A 20138-nucleotide genomic window follows, 5' to 3' on the forward strand; every position below is an offset into this window, starting at 1 on the left:
GGACATTTTCTGCTATAATTCCATGCAATATACAGAGTAAGGCGGTTTAGATGATAATTCCATTGGACCTACTGGTGGACAACACGGACAACGTATACGAAATGACCTGCGCCGCCATTCGCCGGGCTGTACAGGTTACCATTACCGGAGACGAGGAGCTCGAAGAGGACGGCGGTAAGGTTGTATCCACGGCGATCAAACAGGTCCTTACACGGACCGTGCAATACAGGCTTGAAGAGTAAATCAGCTTTGCGGCATCATGAACCACCGGTACTTCCGGTGGTTCTTCTTTTTGGTCCCACCGGGGTCGGCAAGACCGATCTTATCCGGAACCTTCCGGTTGAATACTTCGAGGTAATAAGCGCCGACTCCATGCAGGTCTACCGCGGTATGGATATCGGGACCGCCAAACCGGACAGGGCTTTTCGTGAGCATATTCCCCATCATCTCATCGATATCCGGAATCCCGGGGAGCAGTTTCACCTGGGTGATTTTATCCGCCTGGCCGACGAAGCTGTGCTGGATATCCTGAAAAGGGGCAGACTGCCTGTTATCTCGGGAGGAACGGCCTACTACTTCAAGCATTTTCTCTACGGGCTGCCCGAGGCCCCTTCATCGGATCCGCACATACGGGCGGAACTGGCGGCGAGGGTGCAGAGAGAGGGACTCGAGCCCTTGAGGGAGATGCTGCACCGGGTTGATCCCGTCTCCGCCGAAAGGATAGATGCCAGCGATGCCTACCGTATACAGCGTGCCCTGGAGGTCTACATGAGCAGTGGGCGTCCCCTGTCGTCCTTCAGGCTTCCTGAAAAGCTGCGGGAGGGGCTTGATCCCCTGATTATAGGTCTTACAAGACCCCGGGAAGAACTGTACCGGCGAATCGACAGGCGTGTGGAAGAGATGTTCGCTGCGGGGCTTCCCATGGAAGTGGCGTCCCTGAAGCAGGCAGGATATGGTCCGGGGGACCCCGGCATGAAAGCCATCGGTTACCGCGAGTTCTTCGAAGGGGAAGAGGAGCCGCTGCCCCGGATCCAGACTGCGAGCCGCAGATATGCCAAACGGCAGCTCACCTTTTTCCGGACCCTCCCCGGAACGATCTGGATGAATCCTGAAGAAGGGGAAGAGATCATCTCCAGGATCTATTCGTTTTTCAACTCCCGGAAAGAGTCGATTTCCCGGATCTCTTCGGTTTCCAGCGAATAGATATGATAATCCTCCTTATCCCGTCGAAGCCTGACCCTCTCCGTATGCTCGCTTACGTCTATCCTGATGCTCTCCTCCACGTCTTCCGGGTCCCCGCCTGCGGGCTGGGCGAAGATACAGGTGACCAGGAACTCTGCCTCTGCCATTTGACGGATGGAAATATCCGCGGCACCGAATACGAACTGTCCCCGTTTCAGGGGAGGGAGTCCCGAATCGATCCACTCCTGGGCAGATAAAAAGGGCGGCGGACCTCCGACGGAATAGGCCTTTGTTACCCTGGTAATTACCGTGAGTCTGACGGCCGATTCAATATAACGGCTGCCGGCGCCGTCGGTAGTACAGGCGTCCATGGTATCATGGTCCAGGCGGTTCATGCTCTCGTAAAAAAGACGTACCACCTGTTCAGGGTTCAGCCCCCGGGTGGGAGGCGGGACAGAGGCTTTCTGCAGAAGGTTGGCAGTCAGCAGGGTTCCGGCGACAACAAGGATCCCGGCAATTGTGAGGGGAATCCTGTAGCGGTGGAAGAATCTACGCAGAATGCCACGCCTGTGAATAAGCTTCTCCCTGCGACGTGCAAGGCTTCGTATACGCAGTAGATCTGCCTTCGATAACGCGGGAGCGGCTTCCGTCTCCACTTTTTTCAGGAGATCATGCAGCCGGGATAAATCCGGATTATCTGCGCTTCCATCGAGGATCTTGTCGATGTATTCCACTGTCTCCCGGTATAACTCCGGCTTTATCAGGCGGAGGGATACAAACTCAGCCCTGCGCATACGCTCCCTGAGTTCTCCGATGTCGGACACGGCCAATGAAGGTCCGGCAACAAAAGGATGACGTCCCGTCAGGGCAATGCAGGCAAGAAGGGCAAAGGAATAAGCAGCTGACCGGGTTCCCCTGATATCGGGATGCCTGAAGGCTTCGTAAACCTGCAGCAGTTCTTCTTCCCTGAAGCAGCCCCGCTGTTTTTCCGCCATGGAGGGGGAGAGAACCATAACCCCTCCGTCGTCGAGCAGAAAGACCGAGGAGGCGTCGAAGTGTTCAGGTTCTTTTTTCGAACTGAAAATCAGTTCATGGGCTGCAAGGACCTTTCTCAGGCATGGCAGATCGAGCTTGCCGTCGGCAATGATCCTGGAGAGACGTGTCCCTTCAAAACGGGGTCCGATACAGTAGCGTCCCTGGTTTTCGATGTATCCCTCCACCGGCCATTCGTCAAGCCTGCCGTTCCTGTATATCCAGGCCGTATCCGGGGTGTTCCCTGAACGCAGGTTCCAGATATCCGGCCGACTTCCGGGGCTTATCTTTATTCCCGTGTAGTGTCTGCCCTCGCGTCGAAGTTCAATTCTGGTGGAGTCGATCCGGTCTATTATGCTGTTCATCAGGGCTGAAAGTCCTCTTCTGAAAAGATACTGGCGGTAAATATTTCCATTCTGGTTTCAGGGTCTTCCAGGGCTTCTGGAGGAAGTCCCGCCTTGCGGCAGGTATGCAGGGCAAACTCCTCGCGGTTCCATCCCTGTTCGGTGGCCACCTGGGGAAGCAGGACCCCGCTTCTGTATCCTCTGGTTAAATACAGGCCGTGGGTTCCGGGTTCAAGCTCCTTTAGGGAATCGACCTGCACAAGGGGAGACAACACCGATATCTCTATGCTGATTTCCTGGAACTCCTCTTTTGAAAGGGGAGAAAAGCGGGGGTCCCGAAAGGCGCTGGAAAGAGCCATGGATGCAATCGTCTCATGCAGAGCGCTGCGGCTTGTCATGTTGCCGATGCAGCCACGGAGATCTCCTGCCTTTCTTAAGGTAACAAAGGCCCCCGTTTTCTGCCAGAGAACAGGATGTTCCTTGCTGAAGGAGGCAAAGCTGCTGAAGAAGTCTGCCGGAACAGAAAGACCGAGTTCCCGGCCTATTGTCCATCGGGCAAGCGAAAGGAGAGCTCTTTGTTCTTCTTCTGACAGATCGGTAAAGGTCTGCATGAAATCTCACCCCTGCTTATTCCGTTTTTTCCACCCCGGTGCCAGGCGATTCAAGCCAGAGGGCAGCGGAGTACTGTGGTCCTTCCCCATGATACCACCTGCCCGGGGAAGCGTGAAAGTGCATATTCAGGAGCTTCAGCAAAATTCTTCCCCTTTCCCCATGGATTGTTCCGTTTTCATGATCTTCCGGAAAATTCGCGCTGACCATGGGAAAATAATCCCCTCCCAGGTTTTCCAGGAGCTTCAGTCCGGGATCCAGAAGAGATTCGTTTTCAGAGCCGAAGAGCACCGGAAGGACTCTACCGGAAAAACCGAGATTCCCCAGGGCACTCAGGATCAGATCGAAACAGGGTTCTTCTTCAAAGGGGATTCTCCCAGGACGAAAGGCAGATCCCATGCCGGCAAGCTCGTCAAGTTTTTCCCGGGGAACAGGAAGCACGCCGAAGGGGGTGTGAAATCCCGAATAGTCGGGCAGCCAGATGCTCTCTTCTTCTTCCCTGTGTACCAGGGCCATGATGACTACCGCCTTCACGGAAGAAAGAGGAAGCTGTTGAAGCGCCCAGGCCAGGCCGGAACCTGCATAGTCCAGCCCGCCATGGGGAACCATGGCGGCGGCAGCACGTACAGGCTCAGCCGGAGGGAGGGCGGCCCTGCGTTCAGTCATAAGGGCGGAGAAATCCGTCCTGTCCCGGGGAAAAAAATGGCCGTCGGAGAGCAGGGGGCGAATACCGTCCTCTGCGGCGGAGAGGGGATAATCCATCATGAGTCATGGCCTTCCAGAAGACGGCGGAGCCGGTCTTCATCCATGCTGATGGCGAGATTTTTCTCCTGGGTCGGGAGGACCGTCCCGGTCTTTCCCTCCCGGGGGCGACGCAGGTATTTTACCTGGGTATAGTAGCAGTCTCCTCCACCGCCACGACGGGCCTTGCTGTAATGGAGCGCCAGGTTTCCGGCGTCCAGCAGAACCTCCAGGGGAGGGCTCTTGCCCTTCGGTCCCCGAAGGAAGATGTGCCCCCCGGGATAATCCCTGGCATGGACCCAGTAATCGTTGCCCCTGGCCCATTCCCTGAGCAGCTTGTCGCTCTCCCGGGCATTACGCCCGGCAATGATCTGCCATTCCCGGGAAAAGAAATATGCTCCGGGGCGGCTGCTTTCTTCTGCCGGCTTTCTGCTCCGTTTTTCCGGAGGCCCGGGGATTCCTTCAAGGTCGGCAAGCTCCCTGGCCTTTTCGCAGGTATCGACAAAGTGCTCTGCCTGATCGGCTTCCCGGCGTATATCATTAATCTCTTCCAGCGCCCGTTTCCGCCGGCGTTCTTCCTTTTTCCTCAGATTGAAGTATCTCTGGGCGTTCTCCTGGGGAGACAGGGCGGGATCAAGGGGAATCTGAAGGGTTTTTTTCCCGCTGAAGTCCTCCGCCTCGAGCCAGCGGTCCCCGGGCTTTATCCTATGCAGGTTCGCCAGAATAAGGTCCCCGGTGGATTCTTCGCCGGGAAGGTTCTCCTCCCGTGCTGCGGCGGCTTCGAGTCCATTCAGCCGCCCCCGCAGGGAGCTGCTGTAGCGCCGCCATCGGTTCAGGAGCTCGTTTCTTTTCTGCCTGAAGGCCTCTTCGGTTTCCTGTCGTGTGTAGAGTTCTTCAACCAGGGAGTTGTAATCCCTGTGCCCGGAATAGTCCTCGAGGGAAAAACGTGCATCCGGTTCCTGGTACTCTTCCTGCCAGGGAAGAAAGCTGCCTCCCGATACCTCTCCCCGTGCAGGACGCCGGTAAAAGGCGTCGATGATCTCTCCTGTCTCCCGACAGAGGATTATGTTTCCCGCGTTTCCCCAGAGACGGAGCCACAGACTGAGGGTTTCGTCTCCCTGAAGAATCTGAATCTCCACCAGGCGCTGGCCGGGCACCTGACGGGCGTCAAGGATTCTGCAGCCTTTTATTCTGGACCTCAGCAGCTGGGAAAAGCGCTGCAGTTTGATCTGACGTTTTACCTTGCCCGTAATTCTGTGAAGCCGGGTTTTTCCCTGTTTCAGGGAGATATAGAGTCCAAGACGGCCCCGGGGACCTTTTCCAGGCTTGAACAGTTCAAGCACCAGAGAGGAATAATCGGGCTGAATGATGTTCTGAATAAAGCCCCCGGAGAGCTCGAGTTCCGTGAGGATTTGATCGATCTCGCGCCAGTTGAGGGACATTTATTCGCCGATAATCCCGGCGCAGGAGCGGAAGGTCTCAAGATCAGCGGCGGAGAAAAAGACAAAGATTACTTTTTTGGGAAGGTCATTCTCCCGCAGAAAATCTGCCACCGTTGTATAGGCGATCGGAGCAGCCTGCTCCTTCGGAAAGCCGTAAACCCCGGTTGAGATGGCGGGAAAGGCGACGCTCCTGCAGCGCTTTTCCCTGGCGATGTTGAGACTGTTCAGGTAGGCCTCGGCAAGCTGTTTCCGGGCGACCTCATCGTCTCCGCCCCAGCGGGGACCCACGGTATGAATGACGTATTTTGAAGGAAGGTTTCCTGCGGTGCTCAGTACCGCCTTCCCCACCGGCATGCCGTGGGGGTACTCCTTCTGCCGGATTTCCCGGCAAGCTGCCAGGATCGCCGCGCCTCCTGCGCGGTGGATGGCCCCATCTACTCCGCCTCCGCCCATGAGACTTGAGTTGGCTGCGTTGACAATCGCATCCACCTGGAGTGTGGTAATGTCGCCCTGAATGATCTCTATCCTCTCTTCAGTTGTCTCCATCCCTTATCCTCCTGCTCGATCTGCGTTTTTAGAGTTCCCCATTTGTAATACAGGAAAGCTCATGGATAAAGCTCTCCATGTCTTTTCCGGAACCTATACTGATACGCAGAAAATCCCTGGTGCGGGGCTTGGAAAAGAACCGGACCAGGAATCCCCTGTCTTTCAATATAGCATACAGTTTTTTTGCAGTGGTAAAAGAGGGAGCGGCAAAAAGGAAATTGGCCTTTGATGGAAGTACCCGCCAGCCCGCATCCGTCAGTTTTGCCGCGGTCCATTCCCTGACGGCAATCAGCTCGTCCCGGCATTTTTCAAAATAGCCGGTATCCTCCAGGGCCGCAACGGCAATCTCCTGTCCCAGACGGGATACGGGGTAGGAGTTGAAGGCGTCCTTGGTTCTGGTCAGTGCTTCTATCAGATCCGGATGACCGGCGGCGTAGCCCAGTCGCAGCCCGGCCAGGGAATAGCTTTTGGAGAGGGTACCGACTACAAGCAGATTCGGATAGGTATTTACAAGGTCGACCACGCTTTCTCCGCCAAAGTCCACGTATGCCTCGTCCACGGCTATCAGACGGTCCTGCCTGGTTGATTCAAGCAGAGTGATAATCTCGCTTCTTGTAACAGCGATTCCCGTGGGGGCATTGGGGTTTGCCAGGATTATCCCGCTGTAATCGGATTCGGCGGCGATTTTCCTGAAGAGCCCGGTATCCACAGAAAAATCCTCCCCCAGGGGGACCTCCCTGTACGAAAGTCCGTGAAAGGAACAGAAGACCGGATAAAAGCTGTAGCTTACGTCAGGAAAAAGGACAGGACCATACTCTTCGTCAAAGAAGGCGTAAAAAAGATGGGCGAGGACTTCGTCCGAACCGTTGCCGCAGAAGATGTTTTCCTTTCCCAGGCCGAAGCGCTTGGCGAAGGCTTCCCTCAGGCGTGTCGAGTCCGGGTCCGGATAGAGTCTCAGACGGGATGCATCAAAGCTGTGCAGAAGCTCATCCACCCCCGGGGCCGGGGGAAAAGGGTTCTCGTTGGTGTTCAGCTTTATATACTGTCTGTTCTGGGGCTGTTCTCCCGGAACATAGGGAGTAAGGGCCCGCACTTTTCTTGAATACATGATATCTCCTCTGCTGTGCTCAAAAATCCTGCACTTCCTTGACCGCACCGATTAAATAGAAGGACCCCATCACCAGGATCGGCTCATGCGGAGATGCCAGCTCCTGTACCCGGCGTACCGCTTCTTCCGTGTCTGGGATCAGTTCGGTCCCCGGGAAATTCCGGGATACCAGCTCGTGAACCCTATCCGGTCTGCTCGCACGGAAAGTCCCGGGTCTGGTTACGACGATACGGGAGAGCCCGTCGGGCAGAGCCGCGACAACTCCCTCCACATCCTTGTCCTCGGCGATGGCGAAAAGAAGGACGCCTCCTTCAGGATGTCGTGTCCGGAAAAGGGCTGCAGTGGCCTCTGCCGAACGGGGTGTGTGGGCACCGTCGTATATCCATATCCTGTCCCCGGATCTGACGGTCTCGAAGCGGCCCGGGAGCCGGGTGGATTCAATGGCCCCGGTATATACTTCTGCCGGGATGTTCCCCACTTTTCCTGCCGTAAGCTGTACCGCCCGGGCAGCCAGGGCGGCGTTCATTCCCTGGTGCCTCCCGGGAATTCCTGGTCTCGCATGAATACAGGGACCTCCGGGAAGCTGAAACTCTACTGTTTCATTTTCCCCCGGGGAAACACGAAGTTCAGTGAGTCTGAACAGGGGACTGTGCCGCTTATCTGCGATCTCCGTGAGGACCGGGAAGGCCTCCGGATTGAGGTCGCCGAGGAGTACCGGAATCCCCTGTTTAATGATCCCGCCCTTTTCTGCTGCAACTTCGGCAATGCTGTTCCCAAGGAGCCGGGTATGTTCAAGCTCGATGGATGTGATTACCGAAATCTCGGGATTTACGATATTGGTTGCATCCAGCCGTCCCCCCAGACCTGTCTCCAGCACTGCCCACTGACAGCCGGCTTCGCGAAAAGCCAGAAGGGCCGTAAGCGTCAGAAGCTCGAAGGTCGTAGGGTTCGATCCGTCGCCGAACCAGTCGGGCCGAAAGGCTCCGCGTATGCGATTTATCGTATCCAGGAGGATCTCTCCCGTCAGATATTCCCCGTCCAGCATGAAACGTTCACGGTAACTTTGTACATGAGGGGAGGCGTACACCCCGGTTCGATAGCCCGCCTCCCGTAATATGCTTCCCGCAAAGGCACAGGTCGAACCTTTACCCTTGGAACCGGCGACATGAATGATGGAGAAGGATTCCTGGGGATCGCCGAACTCTCCGGCAAGGAACCTCATGCGGTCCAGCCTGAAGGGCCGCAGATTATCCGCGGTACGGCGTTCGAAATTGGTAAAACCCTCTATCCAGCCGAAGGCCTCCGCGAGGGGGGCGGGAAGGGCTTCCCTCATCTTCTTTTCTGGACCGCGTTCTTGTGTGCGGGAAAACCCTCGTATTCAGCGAGAACTGCAACATGTTCCGCCAGAAGGGCATTGCCGGCTTTGGTGGCGTAGATAACAGAAGAGTACTTCATGAAATCCCGTACCGAAACAGGGGAATAGGTCCGGGCTCGTCCGCCGGTGGGCAGGACAGCGTTGGCCCCCACTGCATAATTGGCTGCAGAAAAGGGTGTATTGTCTCCGAGGATTATCTCCCCGGCGTTCCGGATGAGGGGAAGCACGTCGAAGGGTTCATGACACTGTACCTGCAGGTGTTCCGGTGCATAGAGGTTGACGATCTCCGCAGCCTCCTCTATCGAGTCGGCGTAAATGACAGCGCCATAGCCGGAAAAGACGGAGCTGACAAAATCCTTCCTGGGCTGGGGCAGTTTTTCAATTTCCGCGGCAAGATGTTCAGCAGCCCTGCCCGCCACCGTCTCATCGGTACATACCAGAACTGCAGAGCTGTCGGCACCGTGCTCAGCTTCGGTCAAAAGATCGATGGCAAGGAGGTATGGATCCGCCTTGGCGTCGGCAAGCACTGCTGATTCCGAAGGACCCGCCGGCAGTCCCACATCAACGGTGTCGGACAGGAGCCGCTTTGCAGCGGCCACGTACATACTTCCGGGTCCGATAATCTTGGCAACCGGTTTTACTGATTCTGTTCCCAGGGCCATGGCGGCGACTCCGTGGGCCCCTCCGAAGCGGTAAATCTCCTCTATGCCGCAGATCTCCGCGGTATAGAGACAGGCAGGATCGATGCTTCCGTCCCTGTTGGGCGGAGTAAGAACCGCAATCCGCGGGACTCCTGCCACGGTGGCAGGGACACCGAGCATGTAGAGCATGGAGGGAAAACTCCCGCGACCCCGGGGAACATAGAGGGCTGCCGAGTCGATGGGGCTTGCACGTTCACCGGCAAACACACCGGGCCGAATTTCCATCATCTCCATGGACCTGGAAAGCTGGGCCTCATGATAAGAACGGACATTCTCGATGCAGAAGAGCAGAGCATCCTTGACCTCGTCCGCCAGGTTTTCCCTGGCCTGATCAAACTCCTGCTCCCCGACGCGGAAGGGGTGGAGGTCCAGGTCGACCTTGTCGAGTTCGAGACTCAGCTCCTTCAGCGCGGCGTCTCCGTTATCCTGTATCCGCCGGATAATGTCATGAACCGGGTCCATTACACTGTTGATGTTGATTTCTGATCGCTGCAGAATAGAGGTTTTCTGTTCATTGTTTAAGTCGCGCCAGCGCCGTACCGGTATATCCATCCCATCCTCCGGCTGTAACTGTAGTACGAGCCAATTCCTCTGGTCAATACAGAACCTTTTTCTTATAATGACGCTGATGTGTGTTCCAGATCATCCTGCGGATATTGATTTTTTCCCCAAGCCCCTGGTCATGGGTATAATAAATTGTACCCCCGATTCCTTTTTCCCCTCATCCCGGGCCGCCGCTCTGGCGGATGCCTCCAGAAAAGCGAGACAGCTGATTGCGGAGGGTGCTCACATCCTCGACCTGGGAGGGGAATCGTCCCGGCCGGGAGCCGATTATGTGGATGAGGCCGAAGAGCTGCGCAGGGTCATTCCCGTGGTGGAGGAGATCCGGAAAACCTCTCAGATCCCCATCAGCATCGATACCCGGAAAGCCGGCGTCGCAGAGGCTGCCTTTAAGGCGGGTGCCGACATTATCAATGATATCTCCGCTCTGCAGGATGATGCAGCCATGGCAGGGATAATAGCGGATTATGGCGGATACGTCGTCCTGATGCATAAAAAGGGCAGCCCCCGGGATATGCAGCTTGAACCCCACTACGTGAACGTCCTGGATGAGGTACTGGCCGAGCTACAGCTGGCGGTGGAGAAGGCTCTGAGGGCGGGTATTAAAAAGGAGAAGATTATTCTCGATCCGGGAATAGGCTTCGGCAAGCGGCATCAGGATAATCTCGACCTTCTCAGAAATATACCCCGGATCAACGAGCTGGGATATCCGGTGCTGATAGGTCATTCGAGAAAATCCTTCCTGGAAAAGATTTGCGGCCGTGGGGTGGACGAGCGGATTTATGCAAGCATAAGCGCCGGGGTACTGGCTCAACTGAAGGGTGCCGCTGTACTGCGGGTTCATGATGTGGCCGCGACCCTGGATGCCGCAGCGGTCGTGCGGGCTGTAGAAGGAGAAGGCACTGTATGGAGTGGCTGAACCAGATCTGGCTCTTCCGGGATGTAATCCGTCCCCTTCTGGATATCCTCATTCTCTCCTTTATTATCTATCAGATTTACCAGATCCTCGTTCAGACCAGGGCCATTCAGCTGGTAAAGGGTGCCTTTCTGATGACCCTGATCTATGTTCTGGCCTTTTTCCTGGAGCTTTCCACCCTGCTGTGGATCATGAACGGTCTTGCCACGGTTCTTGTCATTATTATCGCCATCGTATTTCAGCCGGAACTGCGGAATATTTTTACCACCATCGGCCGGGGAGAGTGGCTCAGACTGCAGAACAGGGGTACTTCCTACCAGCTGGACAGTGTTCTGAATGCCGTGGAGGTTCTTTCCGGGAGGCAGAGGGGTGCGCTCATCGTATTCAGCCTCAAGGTCGGCTTAAAGAATATAATCGAAACCGGCACCCGCCTGAATGCGGACATCAGTTCTTCCCTGATCCTGACGATCTTCGGCCATGATACTCCCCTGCATGACGGGGCCATTGTTCTCCAGGGGGGAGAGATCGTTTCCGCCGGCTGTTTTCTTCCCCTCTCAGAGCAGTCGGACATCCGCCGCAGCTTTGGAACCCGCCACCGGGCGGCCCTGGGGCTGGCGGAAGAGACCGATGCCGCGGTTCTTATCGTGTCCGAAGAGACCGGCGCTATTTCCCTGGCCTATAACGCCAATCTCTACTACGATCTTACAGTCCAGGAGGTTCGCCTGACCTTGAGACGACTCCTGAACATCCACGAGGATGAACGGGAAGAGGAGGCTGCCGCAATTGAATCCTAGACAGCTGCTTGAACGCATAGCCCATAACTGGCCGGTAAAGGTTCTGTCCGTAGCCCTGGCGGTGCTTCTTTTTCTGTTCTACAGAATATCAAGCCTGGAGGAACGTTTTTTCAGTGTACCCCTGGATCTCAGGATCAACGAAAACCTGGTACCCGCAGGTCCCTATCCGCGAAACGCCAGGGTTACAATCCGCGGTGACCAGGAAGCTGTATTCAATATTATCGAGGACGATATACAGGTTTTCGCCGACTTTACCGATTTCCGGCGGGAGGGTGTCTTCAGGGCCCCCCTGCAGTATCACAGGCAGGGTACTGCCCTTAACGTTGATTATCTTGAAATAAGTGTTGAACCGGTTGAGTTGAGGCTGGAACTGGAAGAAAAACGGGAGAAGATAGTGGATGTCGTTCCCAACATTGTCGGTTATCCGGCCCGGGGCTACGAGCTCGGACAGTATTTCGTTTCCCCCGAAAAGATCCGTATAGAAGGCCCGAAAAGCAGCGTACAGGATCTGCGGTCCATCATGACCGATCCCATCGATCTCACCAATCTGCGCAGTTCCATAACCCTCAAAGTCGGTTTTGAAACAGCCCCCGAGGATATGCTCCGTTTTCCCGATTTCAAGGAAGTCGAATTCCGGGGCATTATTCAGGAGACCCGGCTTATCAGAACCTTCGATAACATCGATATACTGGTGCTGGATATGGACGATGAGTTCAGAATCAGTTCCGAGATTCCGGAGGGCAGTATCAAATTCCAGGGAACCCAGCTCGTTCTTGAAACCGTCAATCCTGAGGATTTTTCCCTGGTTATTGATGGAAGTTTTATATCTTCCCCCGGAAGCTACCGCCTCGCCGTGGAAGCCGAGGTTCCTTCCGACATACTGATATTAAGTTACGAACCCGAAGAGATAAACCTGAGGGTTGAAGCGGCGGACGAGACGGAGGGTTTATGATCCTGGGAATAGGAGTCGATATTGTGCATGTCAACCGCATGGCCCATTGGCTTGAAAGGCCGGAACTGATGCACCGTTTTTTTCACCCTTCGGAAATCGAAGATGCCCTGAGACGGGGAAAATCTTCCGCTCTGTCTCTGGCCGCCCGTTTCGCCGCCAAGGAAGCTTTCGGCAAAGCCCTGGGTACGGGACTGCACGGACTGATCCTGAAAGAGATACGGGTAAAAAACAACCGTTACGGCAAACCGGATATCGAGCTCCTGGGGAGGGCGAAAAAAACCCTGGAGGAGATGGGAGGCAAGACTATCCATCTTACCATGACCCATGAACGGGACAACGCTGTTGCCATGGTGGTTCTCGAAGGAGAGGGACAATGAACAAGACCTCATTTTTTTCGAAAAAACCGATCTCCTGTCCTGTATGCGGTTCCAGCTTCCACCGGGAAGAGATGCTCACCGGAAGCGGACGCCTGATCGCAGGGAATCTTACTGAAGAACTCCGCCGGCTGTACGAGGTAAACAAAAAATTCGGAGAGGTGAATCCCCTGGTTTACCCGATTACCGTCTGTCCCTCCTGTTTTTTTGCCGCCTATCCGGCTGATTTTTCCGATGTTCCCCTTGAATCGGTTCCGGAACTCAAGAAAAACAGCGAAAAACGGGTGGCGGTTATACGTCCCATATTTCCCGAGCTGGAATTTCGTGAACCCCGGGGCCTTAAGGAGGGAGTGGCCGCCTACTATTTTGCCCTGATGTGCTACGATTACTTTCCGAAGTTTACGGCCCCGACAATCAAGCAGGGGCTCTCATCCCTGAGGGCGGCCTGGCTGTGTAACGATCTGCACACCGCGATGCCCAACGAAAACTACGACTATATGGCCAGGCTCTTTTACCGGAAAGCGCGTTTTTTCTACACCCTCGCGGTGGAATACGAATCCGATGGAACCGAGAGCCTGGGAAATGCCGGCAATCTGGGACCGGATCTGGATAAAAACTACGGTTACGACGGGGTCCTCTATCTTGCCTCCTACCTTGAATATATGTACGGTCCCCAGGAGGATCCGGAAAAGCGGGAGAAGTCTCTGCATCTGGCAAAACGTATTGTTGCCAGGATATTCGGTATGGGCAAAGCCACCAAGAGCAAGCCGGAGGCAATACTGAACTGCTCCCGGGATCTTTTTGATTCCATAAACGAGGCCTTGAAGGAGTTCGGGGGGGCTGATGCCTAGAATCCGTCTGGATCTGAGTTACGACGGAACCATGTTCTGCGGATGGCAGCTTCAGAAAAACGACCCCTCCGTTCAGGGGAGTCTGGAATCCGCCCTGCAGAAGCTGACCGGCGGGGAACTCAGGGTTATCGGATCAGGAAGAACCGATTCAGGGGTCCACGCCCTTAACCAGACCGCCCATTTCGACTGCGAAGCGTCGATTCCTCCTGAAAAGTATGCCCCTGCTCTGAACAGTCTTCTGCCCCGGGGAGTGAGGATCTACAGAAGCTCTGAAGTCCCTGATGATTTTCATGCCCGATTCAGCGCGCGGCGAAGAACATATCGATACCTGATTAAAACCGGACAGGAACGGAGCCCCTTCTGTGACGGCCGGATGTATCATATCCGTCATTCTCCGGATATTGTCAGGCTCAATGATCTGGCGGCGCCTCTTGTGGGGACCCACGATTTTACCACCTTCACCGCCGCCGGCGATGCCTCGGAATCCAGGGTTCGTAAAATCGAGGCAGCGAGTTTTTTCCCCCGGCGGGGACTTATCATGTTTCAGATAAGCGGTAACGCTTTTCTCTGGCGTATGGTACGATCAATTGTCGGAACCATACTGGATTTTGAACTGAAGAAAGAAGAGCAAGAGAGTATCCGGGATATATTGCTTTCCAGGGACCGCAGTCTCGCCGGACCTACGGCCCCGGCCCCGGCCCTGTATCTCTACAAGGTATATTATGAATAGCATTCTGTCTAAATATCGCGACATTCTCGACAATTTTGAAGATCTCGAGGCCGGCGGCTATCGCAGGGAACACGGCACAGAAACCGGTGTCCTGCGTCTGTCGGGGAGGGCAAAACCGGAAGAAGCTCCGGTACAGGACCTCTCCTCCTGCAGCCTGGAGGAACTTGCCGGACTGATCCGCCGATGCAGCGCCTGTCCTCTTGGTTCCCTGCGAAAAAACGCGGTTCCCGGCGAGGGGAGCAGCAAGCCGGAGGTAATGCTTATCGGAGAGGCCCCGGGAGGACAGGAAGATGAAAGCGGAAAAACCTTTGTGGGAGCCGCCGGGAAATATCTGGACAAGTGGCTTGATGCGGTTCACCTGTCCAGGGACAGGAACGTTTTCATCGCCAATGTGATAAAATGCCGCCCTCCCGGCAACCGTGACCCTGAAGAGTCGGAGATGAAAAGCTGTTTTCCCTATCTGTTGGCCCAGATCGAACTGCTCAAACCCAGGGCAATTCTGTGCCTGGGGCGTTTCGCAGGAAGAAAGATCACCGGAATGGAAACGAGCCTCAGGAACATGCGGGAAAAGGTCCATTCCTTCAAGGACATCCCCGTGATAGTCACCTACCATCCCAGTGCCGTACTCAGGAATCCCGAACTCCGCCGACCGGTATGGGATGATCTGAGGCGGCTCTCAGGACTTATCGGTCAGGGATGACCGGAGAACGGATTCCACAGTGTTTGCCGAAGTCGCTTTAAACCTGCCTCTGAACAAAACCTTTACCTACAGGCTCCCGGATGATATGAACGCAGGTCCCGGATACCGGGTGGAGGTCGACTTTCGGAGGCGTAAGGTCGTCGCCTTCGTGCTTTCCGTTTCTCCGGATCCTCCTTCCGGAGATTTTACCCTCAAGGATATCCTCCGGGTCCTGGATAATGAGCCTGTTTTCGGCGAATCCGAAGCAGACCTGGCCCGCTGGACGGCACGCCGCTATTTTTCTTCCGTCGGGGAGGTCCTGAGCAGCATGCTGCCGGGGGGAAAAAAGGAGAGCAGCATGCCTTCCATCCTGCCGGAGGATGATGTACCCCTCTCCGAATTTACCCTCTCCGATGAACAGCAGGACGCTGTCCGGGCAATCCTCGATCCGGATACCCGGCCGATCTATCTCTATGGAATAACGGGATCCGGTAAAACGGCGGTATTCTTTTCCGCCGCCACAGAGGTGCTGAAACGGGGAGACGGCGTTATCTATCTCGTGCCGGAGATCTCACTCACCCACCAGATTGTACGGGAGGCGGTTTCCCGCTTCGGGAATATCGTTTCGGTCTGGCACTCCAGGATCACCCCGTCCCAGCGCCTCACGGAATGGAGAAGAATCAGAAGCGGTGAAGCAAGGCTTGTAATAGGTGCCAGGAGCGCTGTATTTGCTCCGGTCGCCAGGCTGGGACTTATCATTCTGGACGAAGAACATGAGGGCTCCTATAAATCCGGATCGAGCCCCCGCTATCATGCCCGGCAGATCGCCATGTACCGTACAAAAAAGGACGCTGCAAGCCTCGTTATGGGAAGCGCCACTCCCAGTGTGGAGGCCTCCTATCTTATGGAGCAGGGACAGTTGAGAACCCTCCATCTGACCCGGCGTCTCGCAGGCGGGGCACCCCCGCAGATGAAAATTCTGGATATGAGGGGAGAGAAGGGTGTAATCAGTGCTGAACTGGCCGCGGGTCTTAAACGAACCCTGGCCGACAAGCGTCAGGCGATTCTCTTTTTGAACCGCCGCGGTTTCTCCTATTTTTTCCACTGCAGGAGCTGCGGGTACGAAATGCGCTGTGAACACTGCTCGGTGTCACTGACTTTTCATAAATCCCGGGGAATCATGCTCTGTCATTACTGCGGCTACCAGAGCCGCCCCGTACAGGTCTGTCCGGAATGCGGTTCCCTGGATGTCGGCTATTCCGGCTACGGAACGGAGGGAATAGAAGAGGAAATCGCCGCCCTTTTCCCCGACGCACGGATAGCCCGTGTGGATACCGATTCGGTGAGCAGAAAGGGAAGTCTCAGGAAAATCCTGGGCGATTTCCGGCAGGGAAAACTGGATATTCTCCTGGGGACCCAGATGGTCGCCAAGGGGCTGAATTTTCCGGGCGTCCGTCTGGTGGGAATCGTAATGGCGGATACGACCCTGATGCTGCCTGATTTTCGCGCCGCCGAAAGAACCTTCGCTCTTCTGACCCAGGTTGCAGGAAGGGCCGGACGTTTCCATCCCGATGGCGAGGTTCTTATCCAGACCTTCCATGGCCAGGCACCGGCCATACGGCTGGCGGCTGAGAGCCGGCAGGAGGATTTCTATGAAGAGGAGCTGTCGGTTAGAAGGAGTCTCGGTTTTCCGCCCTTCGCCCGGCTTATACGAATCCTTTTCCGCGGCAAGAGAAGGGACAAGGTACTGGCTGCCTCCCGCCAGTTCTGCACCGCTCTGGAGCGGGATCTGCCCCGGGGGATCGATCTGCTTGGTCCCAGCGAAGCTCCCCTGGCGGTAATATCCGGCAATTACCGGATTCATGCCATCCTGAGGGGAGAAGAATTTCCCGTTCTTTACGATTTCTGCAGTTTCTTTCTCGAGCGGATCGATCCCCCTTCCGGGGTATACCGTGAGGTTGATGTGGATCCCGTCAGCCTGCTCTAGGGCGAAGAATTGACCCTGTTCCTCCTTTTCGGTACTATTTCCTTATGATGAATATTGTTACCCTCGGCGATGAAGTCCTGCGTGAAAAAAGTACCAGGGTCGAAGAATTCGACGATAATCTCCATCGCCTGATCGATGATATGGCAAATCTCATGCGCGGGCAGGGAATAGGTCTGGCCGCCCCCCAGGTGGGTGTGTCCAAACGTCTTTTTATCTGTCAGCCCGAAGGACACAAGCTGTGGGTTTTTATCAACCCGGAGATTACCCTTACCTCGGAAGAACAGGGGGATTACGAGGAGGGCTGCCTGAGCATCCCCGGTATCTGGTCCGACGTTGTACGTCCTGTTCAGGTACAGATCCAGGCCTTCAACGAGAAGGGACGTCCCTTCCGTGTTGACGCCGATGGAATTCTCGCCCGGGTTATTCAGCACGAACTTGACCACCTGAACGGCGTTCTGTTTATTGATCACCTTTCCGAGGCGAAACGGGACAAAGCGATCAGGGAGTACGCAAAAAAAAGCACCAAGAAGGCGGTATGAGGATCCTTTTCGCCGGGACCCCCGAGATAGCCCTCCCTTCACTTGAAACCTTGAGCCGGGAGGGCCTTGTGGCCGCGGTCCTGACGAGTCCCGACGCCTCCAGGGGTCGTGGAAGAAGCCTCAGCCCCTCTCCGGTAAAAGCCCTGGCTCTGGATCTGAACTTACCGGTTTTTACCCCTGGCCGACTGGGGCGGGAAGCCCGGGAGGAAATCGCCGAAATCGGTGCTGATTTGTTGGCGGTGGTTGCCTACGGAAAGATTTTTGGTCCCCGTTTTCTTGAACTCTTCCCCTCCGGCGCAATCAACCTGCATCCTTCGCTTCTTCCCCGGCATCGAGGGCCTGCTCCCCTGCCATTTACAATTCTGGAGGGCGACGGAGAATGGGGCTTGAGCGTACAGAGAATCGCCCTCGAGATGGATGCGGGGGATATCCTGCTTCAGAAGAGCTTCCCCCTTAAGGGGACCGAAACCACCGGGGTTCTCGGCGCCCTGGCGGCTGAGGAAGGTTCCGCCGCCATGCTCGAAGTGGTTCGGGAAATTGAAGCCGGCATTGAGAAGCCGGTTCCTCAGCGCCATCAGGATGCCACCTATTCCCGGCTCCTTACCAAAGAAGACGGCATGATAGACTGGAACCAATCCGCGGAAAAGATCGGTCGCATGGTCCGGGCCTTTAATCCCTGGCCGGGTGCATACACAGGTTTTCAGGACCAGAAGCTGACGATCTGGGAAGCCGCGGTCCTTCGGGAAAACAGCAGCCTCGGGGCGGGAAATGTGGCGGCAGTAGACAGGAAGAGGGGAATTTTGATACAAACTGGAGAAGGTCTCCTCGCTGTCCAGTCTCTGCAGCTGCAAGGGAAAAAGCGCCTTCCCTGGCAATCCTTCGTCAATGGCGTACGGGGGATCGAAGGATCGATTCTTGGAGGAACCAATGAAAAACTTCATGGCTAAATTACGATCTCTGCTTCCCAGAGAGAGCGATTCTCCCGAACATCGTTATTTCAAGACCGTAATATTTCTTGCCCTGGGAACAATAGTTCTTATGCTGCTTGCAGGCTTTGTGACCTTTATGGTGACGATCCGTGGGCCGGAACAGACCATGGTCCCCAATGTGGTGGGCAATGATCTGGAAAATGCCCTTGTATCCCTGCAGGAGAAGGAGTTGTATCCGCATATTCAGCTGCGTTACTCTTCAACACCGGCGGACAAGGGTACTGTTCTTGAGCAGGATCCGAATCCCGGGGCCATAGTCAAGGCAAAATCAAAGATTGTACTCCGGGTGAGTAAAGGTTCGATTATTGAGCGGATAGACAACTATGTCGGCTGGAATATCGAGGATCTGGAGATACATCTCAAGAGTCTTGTTTCTGTTCACGGGCCCATGCTTTCGATAAAGGAGCCTGTACAACGTATCTTCAATGAGCTGTCCGAGGGAACCATTATTTCCCAGTCCCCGGAGCCGGGTACGGAAATTACCAGCCAGACCGCCCTTGAACTGGTTGTAAGCCGCGGACCACAGACCGGAACCATACTGGTTCGGGATTATACAGATATGCCCTACATTGAGGCGGTCGAGTCCCTTATCCGCCAGAATATCTACTTTACCGTTTCTGCACGGGATGCCGACGAAAACGAAAAAGCCGGTATCGTAGTTTCCCAGAACCCTGCCCCGGACAGCGATGTTCCCCGGGAGTCTCTCCACCAGCTGGTTATAACCAGACCGGAAGATATTCCCGAGGGCCATGTTTTCGGTATCCTGGAAAAGAGTCTTCCCAATTATTCCATACCCGCCAACATAACGATTGACGCGGTATCCCCCGAGGGTGTAAGGGAGACCAGGCTGGAACTCAGGCACAAGGGAGGGCTCCTCTCCGTTCCATATCTGGAACCGGAAAATACGGTGCTGCTCATACTGATCGAGGGTACGGAACGGATCAGGTTCACGGTCAAGAAGGAGGAATAGGGAATGGCACCACTGGTTGCACCTTCCATTCTCTCCGCCAATTTTACCGATATAGCCGGCGCTGTACGTCTTATCGAGTCAGCTGGCGCTGACTGGATACATCTGGATGTAATGGACGGATCCTTTGTTCCTCCCATTACCTTTGGAAGTCAGATGGTTGCCGATATCCGGGCGATCAGCAAGCTGCCCATGGATGTTCATTTGATGATAGATAATCCGGAACGGCACATCGAGAGTTTCTGTGCCGCCGGTGCTGATTATCTGACAGTACATGCCGAGGCCAGCGTACATCTTCATCGTATCCTCCAGACAATCAGGGATCACGGGGTTAAACCCGGAGTGTCCATTGTTCCGTCTACACCGGTGGATCATATCGTTGAAATTCTGAACGAGGTGGATCTTGTCCTGGTAATGTCGGTGAACCCGGGATACGGCGGGCAGAAAATCATACCTTCCACCCTGGCAAAGGTGGAGCGTCTGGTCGGGATCCGGGAAGAAAAATCCCTGTCCTACCGGATTTCAATTGACGGTGGAGTGAACCGGACTACAATAGATGAAGTCCGGAAAAGCGGTGTCGATGTTATCGTGGCCGGAAGCGCCTTCTTCAACGCTGAAGATTCCGCCGCAGAGGTCGCCATACTGCGGGGGCGTCGCTGAGGGCTCTCTTAAAGGTAATGCCGGCTCGTTTATTTGTCGAAAAGTATAGCGGGGGTACA

22 protein-coding genes are annotated in these 20138 nt (G+C 55.3%); 14 read left to right on the forward strand and 8 right to left on the reverse strand.

Features of this window, described 5'->3' with window-relative positions:
* Positions 1-50: 50 nt before the first annotated feature.
* Both B4O97_RS14520 and miaA read left to right on the forward strand, forming a co-directional pair.
* Entirely contained in the window at positions 51-242 is a 192-nt protein-coding gene (locus tag B4O97_RS14520) for a DNA-directed RNA polymerase subunit omega (protein WP_083051894.1), read from the forward strand.
* Entirely contained in the window at positions 232-1203 is a 972-nt protein-coding gene (gene miaA, locus B4O97_RS14525) for a tRNA (adenosine(37)-N6)-dimethylallyltransferase MiaA (protein ID WP_083051896.1), read from the forward strand. The genes B4O97_RS14520 and miaA overlap by 11 nt, the downstream gene beginning before the upstream one ends.
* On the opposite strand, the gene B4O97_RS14530 is transcribed toward miaA, so the two are convergent.
* Genes B4O97_RS14530 through hisD form a run of 8 tightly spaced genes read right to left on the reverse strand, consistent with a single transcriptional unit; the run spans position 1140 to position 9632 of the window.
* Positions 1140-2579, reverse strand: a complete 1440-nt coding sequence (locus B4O97_RS14530) for a hypothetical protein (protein WP_083051897.1) — start codon at positions 2577-2579, stop codon at positions 1140-1142. The genes miaA and B4O97_RS14530 overlap by 64 nt on opposite strands.
* Positions 2579-3169, reverse strand: coding sequence for an AmmeMemoRadiSam system protein A (gene amrA / locus B4O97_RS14535; RefSeq protein WP_083051899.1), 591 nt, complete (start codon positions 3167-3169; stop codon positions 2579-2581). The genes B4O97_RS14530 and amrA overlap by 1 nt, the downstream gene beginning before the upstream one ends.
* Before the next feature lie 16 nt (positions 3170-3185).
* Positions 3186-3932 (reverse strand): AmmeMemoRadiSam system protein B, encoded by a 747-nt coding sequence (gene amrB / locus B4O97_RS14540; protein WP_083051900.1) that lies wholly within the window; start codon positions 3930-3932, stop codon positions 3186-3188.
* Entirely contained in the window at positions 3929-5350 is a 1422-nt protein-coding gene (locus tag B4O97_RS14545) for an NFACT RNA binding domain-containing protein (RefSeq protein ID WP_083051902.1), read from the reverse strand. Before B4O97_RS14545 ends, amrB begins: the two co-directional genes overlap by 4 nt.
* Positions 5351-5896 carry an O-acetyl-ADP-ribose deacetylase gene (locus B4O97_RS14550; RefSeq protein WP_083051903.1) on the reverse strand — a complete coding sequence of 182 codons (546 nt, stop codon included), beginning with the start codon at positions 5894-5896 and terminating at the stop codon, positions 5351-5353.
* Positions 5897-5924: 28 nt separating this feature from the next.
* Complete coding sequence (gene hisC / locus B4O97_RS14555) at positions 5925-7004, reverse strand: histidinol-phosphate transaminase (RefSeq protein ID WP_233143070.1); 1080 nt, start codon at positions 7002-7004, stop codon at positions 5925-5927.
* 19 nt (positions 7005-7023) lie between these two features.
* Positions 7024-8337 carry a bifunctional folylpolyglutamate synthase/dihydrofolate synthase gene (locus B4O97_RS14560; protein ID WP_083051905.1) on the reverse strand — a complete coding sequence of 438 codons (1314 nt, stop codon included), beginning with the start codon at positions 8335-8337 and terminating at the stop codon, positions 7024-7026.
* On the reverse strand, positions 8334-9632 hold the full coding sequence (gene hisD / locus B4O97_RS14565) for a histidinol dehydrogenase (RefSeq protein WP_083051906.1): 1299 nt from the start codon (positions 9630-9632) through the stop codon (positions 8334-8336). The genes B4O97_RS14560 and hisD overlap by 4 nt, the downstream gene beginning before the upstream one ends.
* 76 nt (positions 9633-9708) lie before the next feature.
* Between hisD and folP the strand changes: the two genes are divergently transcribed.
* The 12 genes from folP to rpe are packed head-to-tail and all read left to right on the forward strand — an operon-like array spanning position 9709 to position 20079.
* A complete protein-coding gene (gene folP / locus B4O97_RS14570; protein WP_096348898.1) occupies positions 9709-10560 on the forward strand; it encodes a dihydropteroate synthase in 852 nt (283 codons plus the stop codon).
* Positions 10548-11351, forward strand: a complete 804-nt coding sequence (cdaA, locus tag B4O97_RS14575) for a diadenylate cyclase CdaA (protein ID WP_083051909.1) — start codon at positions 10548-10550, stop codon at positions 11349-11351. The genes folP and cdaA overlap by 13 nt, the downstream gene beginning before the upstream one ends.
* A complete protein-coding gene (locus B4O97_RS14580; protein ID WP_158084317.1) occupies positions 11341-12303 on the forward strand; it encodes a CdaR family protein in 963 nt (320 codons plus the stop codon). The genes cdaA and B4O97_RS14580 overlap by 11 nt, the downstream gene beginning before the upstream one ends.
* Positions 12300-12680 (forward strand): holo-ACP synthase, encoded by a 381-nt coding sequence (locus tag B4O97_RS14585; protein WP_083051912.1) that lies wholly within the window; start codon positions 12300-12302, stop codon positions 12678-12680. The genes B4O97_RS14580 and B4O97_RS14585 overlap by 4 nt, the downstream gene beginning before the upstream one ends.
* Positions 12677-13528: a DUF2225 domain-containing protein gene (locus tag B4O97_RS14590; RefSeq protein ID WP_083051914.1), complete on the forward strand. Its 852-nt coding sequence runs from the start codon at positions 12677-12679 to the stop codon at positions 13526-13528. Before B4O97_RS14585 ends, B4O97_RS14590 begins: the two co-directional genes overlap by 4 nt.
* Positions 13521-14258, forward strand: a complete 738-nt coding sequence (gene truA / locus B4O97_RS14595; protein ID WP_083051916.1) for a tRNA pseudouridine(38-40) synthase TruA — start codon at positions 13521-13523, stop codon at positions 14256-14258. Before B4O97_RS14590 ends, truA begins: the two co-directional genes overlap by 8 nt.
* On the forward strand, positions 14251-14958 hold the full coding sequence (locus B4O97_RS14600; RefSeq protein WP_083051917.1) for a uracil-DNA glycosylase: 708 nt from the start codon (positions 14251-14253) through the stop codon (positions 14956-14958). The genes truA and B4O97_RS14600 overlap by 8 nt, the downstream gene beginning before the upstream one ends.
* Positions 14959-14977: 19 nt before the next feature.
* Positions 14978-16924: a replication restart helicase PriA gene (gene priA / locus B4O97_RS14605; RefSeq protein ID WP_158084318.1), complete on the forward strand. Its 1947-nt coding sequence runs from the start codon at positions 14978-14980 to the stop codon at positions 16922-16924.
* 44 nt (positions 16925-16968) lie between these two features.
* Positions 16969-17463, forward strand: coding sequence for a peptide deformylase (gene def, locus B4O97_RS14610; protein ID WP_319415009.1), 495 nt, complete (start codon positions 16969-16971; stop codon positions 17461-17463).
* Positions 17460-18410, forward strand: coding sequence for a methionyl-tRNA formyltransferase (gene fmt, locus B4O97_RS14615; RefSeq protein WP_083051919.1), 951 nt, complete (start codon positions 17460-17462; stop codon positions 18408-18410). Before def ends, fmt begins: the two co-directional genes overlap by 4 nt.
* Positions 18403-19422, forward strand: coding sequence for a PASTA domain-containing protein (locus B4O97_RS14620; RefSeq protein ID WP_158084319.1), 1020 nt, complete (start codon positions 18403-18405; stop codon positions 19420-19422). The genes fmt and B4O97_RS14620 overlap by 8 nt, the downstream gene beginning before the upstream one ends.
* A 3-nt stretch (positions 19423-19425) precedes the next feature.
* Positions 19426-20079 carry a ribulose-phosphate 3-epimerase gene (rpe, locus tag B4O97_RS14625; RefSeq protein WP_083051923.1) on the forward strand — a complete coding sequence of 218 codons (654 nt, stop codon included), beginning with the start codon at positions 19426-19428 and terminating at the stop codon, positions 20077-20079.
* Positions 20080-20138: the final 59 nt, after the last annotated feature.

The sequence above is a fragment of the Marispirochaeta aestuarii genome, assembly GCF_002087085.1.
Taxonomy (GTDB): domain Bacteria; phylum Spirochaetota; class Spirochaetia; order JC444; family Marispirochaetaceae; genus Marispirochaeta; species Marispirochaeta aestuarii.

What these genes read in the sequence shown, in the direction of transcription:
- hisD (WP_083051906.1), bottom strand. Translation starts at nt 9,632, where the DNA reads ATGGATATACCGGTACGGCGCTGGCGCGACTTAAACAATGAACAGAAA.
- B4O97_RS14590 (WP_083051914.1), top strand. Translation starts at nt 12,677, where the DNA reads ATGAACAAGACCTCATTTTTTTCGAAAAAACCGATCTCCTGTCCTGTA.
- B4O97_RS14620 (WP_158084319.1), top strand. Translation starts at nt 18,403, where the DNA reads ATGGCTAAATTACGATCTCTGCTTCCCAGAGAGAGCGATTCTCCCGAA.
- cdaA (WP_083051909.1), top strand. Translation starts at nt 10,548, where the DNA reads ATGGAGTGGCTGAACCAGATCTGGCTCTTCCGGGATGTAATCCGTCCC.
- B4O97_RS14545 (WP_083051902.1), bottom strand. Translation starts at nt 5,350, where the DNA reads ATGTCCCTCAACTGGCGCGAGATCGATCAAATCCTCACGGAACTCGAG.
- B4O97_RS14560 (WP_083051905.1), bottom strand. Translation starts at nt 8,337, where the DNA reads ATGAGGGAAGCCCTTCCCGCCCCCCTCGCGGAGGCCTTCGGCTGGATA.
- truA (WP_083051916.1), top strand. Translation starts at nt 13,521, where the DNA reads ATGCCTAGAATCCGTCTGGATCTGAGTTACGACGGAACCATGTTCTGC.
- hisC (WP_233143070.1), bottom strand. Translation starts at nt 7,004, where the DNA reads ATGTATTCAAGAAAAGTGCGGGCCCTTACTCCCTATGTTCCGGGAGAA.
- folP (WP_096348898.1), top strand. Translation starts at nt 9,709, where the DNA reads ATGTGTGTTCCAGATCATCCTGCGGATATTGATTTTTTCCCCAAGCCC.
- def (WP_319415009.1), top strand. Translation starts at nt 16,969, where the DNA reads ATGATGAATATTGTTACCCTCGGCGATGAAGTCCTGCGTGAAAAAAGT.
- fmt (WP_083051919.1), top strand. Translation starts at nt 17,460, where the DNA reads ATGAGGATCCTTTTCGCCGGGACCCCCGAGATAGCCCTCCCTTCACTT.
- amrB (WP_083051900.1), bottom strand. Translation starts at nt 3,932, where the DNA reads ATGATGGATTATCCCCTCTCCGCCGCAGAGGACGGTATTCGCCCCCTG.
- B4O97_RS14530 (WP_083051897.1), bottom strand. Translation starts at nt 2,579, where the DNA reads ATGAACAGCATAATAGACCGGATCGACTCCACCAGAATTGAACTTCGA.
- B4O97_RS14550 (WP_083051903.1), bottom strand. Translation starts at nt 5,896, where the DNA reads ATGGAGACAACTGAAGAGAGGATAGAGATCATTCAGGGCGACATTACC.
- B4O97_RS14600 (WP_083051917.1), top strand. Translation starts at nt 14,251, where the DNA reads ATGAATAGCATTCTGTCTAAATATCGCGACATTCTCGACAATTTTGAA.
- B4O97_RS14585 (WP_083051912.1), top strand. Translation starts at nt 12,300, where the DNA reads ATGATCCTGGGAATAGGAGTCGATATTGTGCATGTCAACCGCATGGCC.
- B4O97_RS14520 (WP_083051894.1), top strand. Translation starts at nt 51, where the DNA reads ATGATAATTCCATTGGACCTACTGGTGGACAACACGGACAACGTATAC.
- amrA (WP_083051899.1), bottom strand. Translation starts at nt 3,169, where the DNA reads ATGCAGACCTTTACCGATCTGTCAGAAGAAGAACAAAGAGCTCTCCTT.
- rpe (WP_083051923.1), top strand. Translation starts at nt 19,426, where the DNA reads ATGGCACCACTGGTTGCACCTTCCATTCTCTCCGCCAATTTTACCGAT.